This window comes from Sulfitobacter sediminis, assembly GCF_040811725.1.
Lineage (GTDB): Bacteria > Pseudomonadota > Alphaproteobacteria > Rhodobacterales > Rhodobacteraceae > Sulfitobacter > Sulfitobacter sediminis.
The window spans coordinates 1-7,525 of sequence record NZ_JBFNXX010000055.1 but is presented as its reverse complement, the minus strand read 5'-3'; the positions used below and the strand labels follow the sequence as shown (position 1 = coordinate 7,525).

Annotated in this window: 16 protein-coding genes; 5 read left to right on the top strand and 11 right to left on the bottom strand. The window is 62.2% G+C overall.

What is annotated here, in order from left to right; translation table 11 throughout:
• Nucleotides 1-198: 198 nt before the first annotated feature.
• From rpmD to rpmC, 11 genes are all read right to left on the bottom strand, one after another.
• Entirely contained in the window at nucleotides 199-387 is a 189-nt protein-coding gene (rpmD, locus tag AB2B41_RS22725; RefSeq protein ID WP_367880112.1) for a 50S ribosomal protein L30, read from the bottom strand.
• 3 nt (nucleotides 388-390) lie between these two features.
• A complete protein-coding gene (gene rpsE / locus AB2B41_RS22720) occupies nucleotides 391-969 on the bottom strand; it encodes a 30S ribosomal protein S5 (RefSeq protein WP_367880111.1) in 579 nt (192 codons plus the stop codon).
• Between the two features lie 167 nt (nucleotides 970-1,136).
• Nucleotides 1,137-1,496: a 50S ribosomal protein L18 gene (gene rplR, locus AB2B41_RS22715; RefSeq protein ID WP_367880110.1), complete on the bottom strand. Its 360-nt coding sequence runs from the start codon at nucleotides 1,494-1,496 to the stop codon at nucleotides 1,137-1,139.
• Between the two features lie 12 nt (nucleotides 1,497-1,508).
• A complete protein-coding gene (gene rplF, locus AB2B41_RS22710) occupies nucleotides 1,509-2,042 on the bottom strand; it encodes a 50S ribosomal protein L6 (RefSeq protein ID WP_367880109.1) in 534 nt (177 codons plus the stop codon).
• Nucleotides 2,043-2,052: 10 nt separating this feature from the next.
• Nucleotides 2,053-2,445, bottom strand: a complete 393-nt coding sequence (gene rpsH, locus AB2B41_RS22705) for a 30S ribosomal protein S8 (RefSeq protein ID WP_367880108.1) — start codon at nucleotides 2,443-2,445, stop codon at nucleotides 2,053-2,055.
• A gap of 13 nt (nucleotides 2,446-2,458) precedes the next feature.
• Nucleotides 2,459-2,764 carry a 30S ribosomal protein S14 gene (rpsN, locus tag AB2B41_RS22700; protein ID WP_367880107.1) on the bottom strand — a complete coding sequence of 102 codons (306 nt, stop codon included), beginning with the start codon at nucleotides 2,762-2,764 and terminating at the stop codon, nucleotides 2,459-2,461.
• 17 nt (nucleotides 2,765-2,781) lie between these two features.
• A complete protein-coding gene (gene rplE, locus AB2B41_RS22695; protein WP_367880106.1) occupies nucleotides 2,782-3,345 on the bottom strand; it encodes a 50S ribosomal protein L5 in 564 nt (187 codons plus the stop codon).
• Nucleotides 3,338-3,649: a 50S ribosomal protein L24 gene (gene rplX / locus AB2B41_RS22690; protein ID WP_367880105.1), complete on the bottom strand. Its 312-nt coding sequence runs from the start codon at nucleotides 3,647-3,649 to the stop codon at nucleotides 3,338-3,340. Before rplX ends, rplE begins: the two co-directional genes overlap by 8 nt.
• On the bottom strand, nucleotides 3,649-4,017 hold the full coding sequence (gene rplN, locus AB2B41_RS22685; RefSeq protein WP_039523372.1) for a 50S ribosomal protein L14: 369 nt from the start codon (nucleotides 4,015-4,017) through the stop codon (nucleotides 3,649-3,651). The genes rplX and rplN overlap by 1 nt, the downstream gene beginning before the upstream one ends.
• Nucleotides 4,018-4,111: 94 nt before the next feature.
• Complete coding sequence (rpsQ, locus tag AB2B41_RS22680; RefSeq protein WP_367880104.1) at nucleotides 4,112-4,348, bottom strand: 30S ribosomal protein S17; 237 nt, start codon at nucleotides 4,346-4,348, stop codon at nucleotides 4,112-4,114.
• Between the two features lie 12 nt (nucleotides 4,349-4,360).
• The gene (gene rpmC, locus AB2B41_RS22675; protein WP_367880103.1) at nucleotides 4,361-4,561 is read right to left on the bottom strand and encodes a 50S ribosomal protein L29; all 201 of its coding nucleotides are present in this window, start codon (nucleotides 4,559-4,561) and stop codon (nucleotides 4,361-4,363) included.
• 165 nt (nucleotides 4,562-4,726) lie between these two features.
• Between rpmC and AB2B41_RS22670 the strand changes: the two genes are divergently transcribed.
• The 5 genes from AB2B41_RS22670 to AB2B41_RS22650 all read left to right on the top strand — a co-directional run bounded on the left by AB2B41_RS22670 (nucleotide 4,727) and on the right by AB2B41_RS22650 (nucleotide 7,238).
• Nucleotides 4,727-5,182 (top strand): DUF6636 domain-containing protein, encoded by a 456-nt coding sequence (locus tag AB2B41_RS22670; protein ID WP_367880102.1) that lies wholly within the window; start codon nucleotides 4,727-4,729, stop codon nucleotides 5,180-5,182.
• A 46-nt stretch (nucleotides 5,183-5,228) separates the two neighbouring features.
• Nucleotides 5,229-5,849, top strand: coding sequence for a TIGR02466 family protein (locus AB2B41_RS22665; protein WP_367880101.1), 621 nt, complete (start codon nucleotides 5,229-5,231; stop codon nucleotides 5,847-5,849).
• Nucleotides 5,850-5,898: 49 nt separating this feature from the next.
• A complete protein-coding gene (locus AB2B41_RS22660) occupies nucleotides 5,899-6,594 on the top strand; it encodes a DUF2848 domain-containing protein (protein WP_367880100.1) in 696 nt (231 codons plus the stop codon).
• A 111-nt stretch (nucleotides 6,595-6,705) separates the two neighbouring features.
• Complete coding sequence (locus AB2B41_RS22655; RefSeq protein ID WP_367880099.1) at nucleotides 6,706-6,960, top strand: type II toxin-antitoxin system CcdA family antitoxin; 255 nt, start codon at nucleotides 6,706-6,708, stop codon at nucleotides 6,958-6,960.
• Nucleotides 6,948-7,238 carry a CcdB family protein gene (locus AB2B41_RS22650; protein WP_367880098.1) on the top strand — a complete coding sequence of 97 codons (291 nt, stop codon included), beginning with the start codon at nucleotides 6,948-6,950 and terminating at the stop codon, nucleotides 7,236-7,238. The genes AB2B41_RS22655 and AB2B41_RS22650 overlap by 13 nt, the downstream gene beginning before the upstream one ends.
• Nucleotides 7,239-7,525 lie beyond the last annotated feature (287 nt).

Below are 7,525 nucleotides of genomic sequence, written 5' to 3'. Positions count from 1 at the left end.
TCTACACCCCGCAAGAATGCTGGAACTACTTTTGCGAGGCCGGATATGCTTCTACGTAAACTGGAAAAGCTTTAGGGCGAGAAATGGGCGTGCGTTCCCCCTTGTCTTCAGGAGCATGCGCATGAACGGAAAACGCCCCGCCGTTTCCGGCGGGGCGCTCAGAACCTTCCGTATGGCGGGGTTCACCCCGCCACCACCTCAGCCTTTTTCTTCCACGATCTCCACCATGTGGGGGATCGAGTTGATCATACCGCGCACGGCGGGCGTGTCTTCCAGCTCGCGCGTCTTGTGCATCTTGTTCAGGCCCAGGCCGATCAGCGTCTGGCGCTGCTTGGCAGGGCGGCGGATCGGAGAGCCGATCTGCTTGACGACGATAGTCTTAGCCATGTCTTAGGCCTCCTCGGCAACTTGGGTGGATGCCTCGGGCGCATCTTCGCGCTTGGGCAGGATGTCCGCGACCTTCTTGCCACGACGCTGCGCGACGGAGCGGGGCGACTGCTCTTTCTTGAGGCCGTCCATGGTGGCGCGGATCATGTTGTAGGGGTTCTGCGATCCGATGGACTTGGAGACAACGTCCTTCACACCGAGCATCTCGAAAACGGCACGCATCGGACCACCGGCGATGATACCGGTACCTTCCGGCGCGGCACGCATCACGACGCGGCCTGCACCGTGGCGGCCTTCCATGTCGTGGTGCAGGGTGCGGCCCTCGCGCAGCTGCACGCGGATCATCTGGCGCTTGGCCTGCTCGGTCGCCTTGCGGATTGCCTCGGGGACCTCCTTGGCCTTGCCCTTGCCGAAACCAACGCGACCCTTCTGGTCGCCCACGACCACGAGAGCGGCGAAACCAAAGCGCTTACCACCCTTCACGGTCTTGGACACGCGGTTGATCGCGACCAGACGGTCGGCGAATTCCGGTGCTTCTTCACGTTCGCGGCGCGGGCCGCGACGGTTTTCACGTTCTGCCATTGAGGCATCCTTTCATTGGTGGGCAAGCGCCCGGTTGTCTCGATCCCAGTGGGCCAAGGCGGCTCCCGGATCATCGAGAGGGCGCATGCCGCGCCCCCTGCGCTTTCTCAACATGGGTGGAGGAGAACTCCACCTTACGTAAGGTGGGCGCATCGCCCACCCCGCGCTTAGATCTTTAGACCGCCTTCGCGCGCGGCGTCGGCCAAAGCCTTCACACGCCCGTGGAACAGGAAGCCGCCACGGTCGAAGTAGGCTTCTTCCACACCGGCCTTCTTGGCGCGCTCGGCAATCGCAGCACCCACCTTGGTCGCCGCTGCGATGTTGTTCTTGCCGACCACGCCCAGATCCTTCTCCAGCGAGGAGGCGGAGGCCACGGTCGTGCCGTTCACGTCGTCGATCAGCTGCACGCTGATATTCTTGTTCGAACGGTGCACGCTCAGGCGCATGCGCCCGGGATTCACGCGGCGAAGCTTGTTCCGAACGCGCAGACGGCGCTTGATGAACAGTTGTCTTTTGCTGTTTGCCATTTGCTTGCGTCCTTACTTCTTCTTGCCTTCCTTGCGGAAGATGAACTCGCCCTTGTAGCGGATGCCCTTGCCCTTGTAGGGCTCGGGCGCGCGCCACGCGCGGATGTTCGCAGCAACCTGACCAACCTTCTGTTCGTCGATGCCTTCCACAACGATTTCGGTCTGCTTGGGAGCGGTCACGGTCACGCCCTCGGGTGCGACGTAATCCACGTCATGGGACAGACCCAGGTTCAGCTTCAGCGTGTTGCCCTGCATCTGGGCGCGGTAACCCACACCCTGGATTTCAAGCTCTTTCTTGAAGCCTTCGGTCACGCCGGTCACCAGGTTCGCCACCATCGTGCGGGACATGCCCCACTGCTGGCGGGCGCGCTTGGATTTGCCGCGCGGGGTCACGTGCACGACATTGCCGTCCACCTTCAGGTCCACATCGTCGGTCGCGCGGAAGCTGCGGGTGCCCTTGGGGCCCTTCACCTCGATCGACTGACCCGACACCGTGGCGGTCACGCCGCTGGGCAGTTCAACCGGTTTCTTACCAATACGAGACATCGCCTTCTCCTTAGAATACGGTGCAAAGCACTTCGCCGCCAACGTTCTGGCTGCGCGCGTTCGCGTCCGACATCACACCCTTGGGGGTGGAGACAATCGACACACCCAGACCCTGACGGACCTGCGGGATGTCCTGTGCGCCCATGTAGACGCGGCGGCCGGGCTTGGAGACCCGCTTGAGCTCGCGAATGACAGGTTCGCCCTCGTAGTACTTGAGGCTGATTTCCAGCGCCGGGTGGCCGTTTGCGCCCGTCACCTTCTCGTAGCCGCGGATGTAGCCTTCGTCGGCCAGCACATCCAGCACCCATGCACGCAGCTTGGAGGCCGGCGTGATGACCGTGGACTTGCCGCGCATCTGGCTGTTCCGGATACGGGTCAGCATATCTGCGATAGGATCGTTCATTTGCTAACCCTCCTTACCAGCTCGACTTGACCATGCCGGGGATCTGGCCGGAAGAGCCGAGGTCCCGCAGCGCGATACGCGAGATTTTCAGTTTGCGGTAATAGGCGTGCGGACGGCCCGTCAGCTGGCAGCGGTTGTGCAGGCGCACGGGGCTGGAGTTGCGGGGCAGTTTTGCCAGCTTCAGGGAGGCGCGGAAACGCTCTTCCATCGGCTTGCTCTCGTCGCTCACGATTTCCTTGAGCGCGGCACGCTTGGCCGCGTATTTCTTGACCATTGCTTCGCGCTTCTTCTCGCGCTCGATCATGGATTTCTTAGCCATATCTCTTTCCTCCGCGCTTACGAATTGAAGGGCATGTTGAAAGCTTTCAACAGCGCCTTGGCTTCAGCGTCGGTATTCGCCGTGGTGGCGATCACGATGTCCATCCCCCAGGTCTCGTCGACCTTGTCAAAGTCGATCTCGGGGAAAACGATGTGCTCTTTCAGGCCCATGGCATAGTTGCCGCGGCCGTCGAAAGACTTGCCCGAAACGCCGCGGAAGTCGCGGACGCGGGGCAGTGCAATCGTGATCAGACGGTCAAGGAATTCGTACATGCGCTCGCCGCGCAGGGTCACTTTCGCACCCAGCGGCATGTCCTCACGCACGCGGAAGCCCGCGATGGATTTCTTGGCCACGGTGGTCATCGCCTTCTGGCCTGCAATCGCGGTCAGGTCTTCCTGCGCGCTCTTGGCCTTCTTGCTGTCACGGACGGCTTCGGCACCACAACCGATGTTCAGCACGATCTTGTCCAGACGCGGGATCATCATGTCGTTCTTGTAGCCGAATTCCTCTTTAAGCTTGCCGCGGATCTCGTCGCGGTAAAGCGTCTTGAGACGGGGTGTGTAGTTTGCGGTATCAAGCATCGATCACGTCCCCCGTGGTCTTGGCGTAGCGTACTTTCTTGTCGCCTTCCATCTTGAAGCCGACACGGGTCGCTTTGCCCTTGGCATCGACGTAAGCGAGGTTGGACAGGTCAATCGGCATCGCCTTGGGCAGACGGCCGCCCTGCGACGTCTGGCTCTGGCGAGTTGCGCGGATGGCGATGTTGATGCCATCGACCACGGCCTTGTTGGCCTTGGGGTCCACGGACGTGATCGTCCCGGTCTTGCCCTTGTCCTTACCGGCCAGGACGATGACCTTGTCACCTTTTTTCAGTTTGGCAGCCATCAGAGCACCTCCGGAGCCAGCGAGATAATCTTCATGAAGTTCTTGCCGCGCAGCTCGCGAACAACCGGGCCAAAGATACGGGTACCGATCGGCTCGTTGTTGTTGTTCAGGATAACGGCTGCGTTGCGGTCGAAGCGAATGGCAGTGCCATCCTCACGACGAACTTCCTTGGCCGTGCGCACGACGACGGCCTTGCGGACGTCGCCTTTCTTCACACGACCGCGCGGGATGGCTTCCTTGACCGAGACGACGATGATGTCGCCGACGGACGCGTATTTACGCTTGGAACCACCCAGGACCTTGATGCACTGCACACGGCGCGCGCCGCTGTTGTCAGCAACATCCAGGTTGGTCTGCATCTGGATCATTTGGTTTCTCCCGACCTTTGGGGGGCTGATGCGGCCTTGTCCCCAGGGTTTCGATTAATGTCACGCTGGCCCCCTAGCGGGGGGCCTCGGTGCCTCAGGCTTCCGCCGTCAGCACCTCCCAGCGTTTCGTCTTGGACTTCGGTGCACATTCGATGATGCGCACGGTATCGCCCACCTTGAACGTGTTGTTCTCATCGTGCGCCCGGTACTTCTTGGACTTACGAATGGTCTTCTTCAGAACCGGATGCGTAAAGCGGCGCTCGACGATCACGGTTACCGTTTGCTGGTTCGCGTCGGAGGTCACGACGCCTTGCAGAATACGCTTGGGCATATCGGTCTCTCCTTATTCCGCAGCCGCTTTGGCTTTTTCGTTCAGAATGGTGTGGATACGGGCCACATCACGCTTCACGCTGCGCAGGCGCGCAGGGTTCTCAAGCTGGCCGGTGGCCTGCTGGAAACGCAGGTTGAAGGCTTCTTTCTTGAGGGTGACCAGCTCATCACGAAGCTGGTCCGGGGTTTTATCCCGCAGTTCTTGGGCGTTCATCACGCTTTTCCTTTTCAACATCACCAGGGGGCCCCGTCAGGGTGACCCATGATTCTGGTGGAGTGGGTTCGAAGTGCGCCGTATAGGGGGGTTTCCCCAAGGTGGCAACCCCCTTGGATCAGAAGTTTGCAAAAGCGTGCAAACCCCGCAGACGCGTCACAAAATATGGGGTATCAGGGCAGAACTGCAACGGGAAAGGAGCCCTTCGCGATGATCCTGCGCACCTGCACCATGCTCTGCCTGCTGACCGCCCCTGCCGCCGCCGACGTCTGGTCCTTCGCCACCCCCTCCGGCAACATCGAATGCTGGGTCGGCGAGGAGGCGGGCAGCTCCGACATCGACTGCACGATCCTCAGTCGCAGCAAACCCGCCTCGGTCCCCGGCCTCGAAAGTTGTCCCCTCGGGCAGGGCATCGGCTTTCGCATGGCCGATACCGGCCCCGTCACCGCCACCTGCCTCGCCCCCGGCCACCGCCACAGCGGCGGTCAGCACGTCGCGGACTACGGCGTCACCGGCCAGTTCGGCGGCTTTGTCTGCCGCTCGTCCACCGCCGGCCTCGAATGCCGCAACCAGAGCGGCCGGGGCTTTTTCCTGTCGCGCGCTCTGCAGCGGGCGTTCTGACACGTTTCCCCTCGCCTCATCCGCTGCGCTGCGCTAAATCGCACCCATGGCCCAGATCAAGAACCTCTTCGTCACCCCGCTCTATCACGCCGCGCTCTCCGAGCACGGCAAACCCATCGACCCGGACGAGTTGGAAGCCTCCTGCTACGCCATCGCCGAGGATGACGAGGCGGGCCAGCAATGGTCCGAGGACAACGGCTATCCCGGCTATACGTCCTATGCCTCGCTCACCGACCTCGGCTGGCGCTCGCCCATCTTCGCCGACCTGATCAAGGTGCTCGACGCCCATGTCGCGGCCTTCGCCAAATCCCTGCACCTCGACCTCGACGGACGGAAGCTCAAGCTCGAAGACATCTGGATCAACATCCTGCCCGAAGGCGGCATCCACACCGGTCACATCCACCCCCATTCGGTGATCTCGGGTACCACCTACGTCGCCCTTCCCGACGGCTCCGCCTCGATCAAGTTCGAAGACCCGAGGCTCCCGATGATGATGGCCTCCCCCGGTCGCACCAAGGACGCCCCCGAAGAGCTGCGCCAGTTCGCCTATGTCTCGCCTGCGGTCGGTGACGTCCTGCTCTGGGAAAGCTGGCTGCGCCACGAGGTGCCGATGAACATGTCAGAGGACGACCGCCTTTCGGTCAGCTTCAACTACGCCTGGGTGTGACGCCCGCACCGGGGCCTGCCCCGGAAATTCTAGACTGAGAGCATCTACCATGCCCCACACGCTCGACCTGATCCTGGATGACCGCAGGGATGAGAGGCCCCTCACCTTCACCCCCAAACGCTTCATCGTCGCAGGCTGGACCGGCCGCGACAAGGCCGCGATGGAACACCACATGGCCGAACTGGAAGCTCTGGGCATCAAGCGCCCCGCCACCACCCCCGTCTTCTACCGCAATTCCGTCACCCGACTGACCACCACGAACCTGCTGCAAACCCCCGGCGACGGATCGTCGGGAGAGGTGGAATTCGTACTCTTCAACATCGACGGCACGCTCTGGGTCGGCACCGGCTCGGACCACACCGACCGCAAGGTCGAGGCCTACAACATCACCGTCTCGAAACAGATGTGCGACAAGCCCGTGTGCAACCGCCTCTGGCCTCTGGACCCCCTGCGCGACCGCTGGGACAGCCTCGAAATCGCAAGCCGCGCCGTGATCGACGGGGAAACCGTCACCTACCAGAAGGGCACCGTCGCCGCGATGCTCTCCCCCTGGGACCTGATCGCGGCGTTTGAGGCCGAGACCGGGACCAAATTCGCCCCCGGAGACGTCATGATGGGCGGCACCCTCCCCGCCATCGGCGGCGTGCGCCCCGCGTCGCGGTTCGAGTTCGTGTTGCGCGATCCCCAGACCGGGGCGGCGCTGGCGCACGGCTATAACGTCGAGGTGCTGGCAAACGTCGGCTGACCCGTAGGATGGGTGCTTGCACCCATCACCGCATCGCACCGAACCCGGGCCAAACTTGACCCGATCATCTGCCGGTATAAAATAACGGTATAGTCAGGGAATACCCCGTTCATGCCCACCGCCGCAAAGCGCAAAACCTCACTCAGCCTCGACAGCGACGCGCTGGACGAGGCGCGCGCCCTCGGCGTAAATGTCTCCGCCGTCGCGGACGAGGCGCTCAAACACGCCGTGGCCGACGCACGGCGCGCTCGTTGGCTGAGCGAGAACGCCGACGCCTTCGAGGCACAGGCGAAATGGCATGCCAATAACGGCCATCCTCTCGCCGATATCCTCGCAGGCCCCGCTGGCACCACGTGGAAGGACTGAGACGTTACGATATCGCCGCCCATGGTGACGTGCTGATGGTGATCGTTGAAAGCGATCTGCTGCCCCCCGACCCCGCTGTGGTGGTGATCCCGCTGCTCCCTGATTATCCCGCGGTTGCGCGGCTCAACCCTGTGATCTCTCACGAGGGAAAAGATTACATCCTCGCAACCCGTCTGATCGCTGCAGTCAGGCGTTCCGGCATCCGTCCCATAGGAAATGCGTCAGCCTCTGCCGACGACATCACCCGCGCCATCGACGTGCCGATGAGCGGTGTATAAGCGTCGCGCCCGGGGCATCACGAGTCCTTTCGTCCGCGACCCGAAGCTGAATGCGATCGGCGATCGACAAGAAAACCCCCGCCGCATCACGCGCCGGGGGTTCATCCCTTCACCGTAGAGTGGGCATTTACTGCGCACCACGCCGTCTCCGTCAGGCGGAAACGACCGCCTTACCAGTCCTTGCGCACGACAACGCGGGGCTTGATCGGAAGCTCTGCGGAGATAGTGTTGAAAAAGTCCGTTGATTGGTTGGTCTGCCGCTGATTCACTCTGATTAAGAGTGGAGG

Bases quoted from the DNA above. Each gene is read 5' to 3' on its own strand.
- rpsQ (WP_367880104.1), bottom strand. From the start codon at position 4,348: ATGCCCAAGCGTATTCTGCAAGGCGTCGTGACCTCCGACGCGAACCAG.
- rpmD (WP_367880112.1), bottom strand. From the start codon at position 387: ATGGCTAAGACTATCGTCGTCAAGCAGATCGGCTCTCCGATCCGCCGC.
- rplR (WP_367880110.1), bottom strand. From the start codon at position 1,496: ATGGCAAACAGCAAAAGACAACTGTTCATCAAGCGCCGTCTGCGCGTT.
- AB2B41_RS22670 (WP_367880102.1), top strand. From the start codon at position 4,727: ATGGGGTATCAGGGCAGAACTGCAACGGGAAAGGAGCCCTTCGCGATG.
- rplN (WP_039523372.1), bottom strand. From the start codon at position 4,017: ATGATCCAGATGCAGACCAACCTGGATGTTGCTGACAACAGCGGCGCG.
- rplE (WP_367880106.1), bottom strand. From the start codon at position 3,345: ATGCTTGATACCGCAAACTACACACCCCGTCTCAAGACGCTTTACCGC.
- AB2B41_RS22655 (WP_367880099.1), top strand. From the start codon at position 6,706: ATGCCCACCGCCGCAAAGCGCAAAACCTCACTCAGCCTCGACAGCGAC.
- rpsE (WP_367880111.1), bottom strand. From the start codon at position 969: ATGGCAGAACGTGAAAACCGTCGCGGCCCGCGCCGCGAACGTGAAGAA.
- rpsN (WP_367880107.1), bottom strand. From the start codon at position 2,764: ATGGCTAAGAAATCCATGATCGAGCGCGAGAAGAAGCGCGAAGCAATG.
- rplF (WP_367880109.1), bottom strand. From the start codon at position 2,042: ATGTCTCGTATTGGTAAGAAACCGGTTGAACTGCCCAGCGGCGTGACC.
- rplX (WP_367880105.1), bottom strand. From the start codon at position 3,649: ATGGCTGCCAAACTGAAAAAAGGTGACAAGGTCATCGTCCTGGCCGGT.
- AB2B41_RS22665 (WP_367880101.1), top strand. From the start codon at position 5,229: ATGGCCCAGATCAAGAACCTCTTCGTCACCCCGCTCTATCACGCCGCG.
- rpmC (WP_367880103.1), bottom strand. From the start codon at position 4,561: ATGAACGCCCAAGAACTGCGGGATAAAACCCCGGACCAGCTTCGTGAT.
- rpsH (WP_367880108.1), bottom strand. From the start codon at position 2,445: ATGAACGATCCTATCGCAGATATGCTGACCCGTATCCGGAACAGCCAG.
- AB2B41_RS22660 (WP_367880100.1), top strand. From the start codon at position 5,899: ATGCCCCACACGCTCGACCTGATCCTGGATGACCGCAGGGATGAGAGG.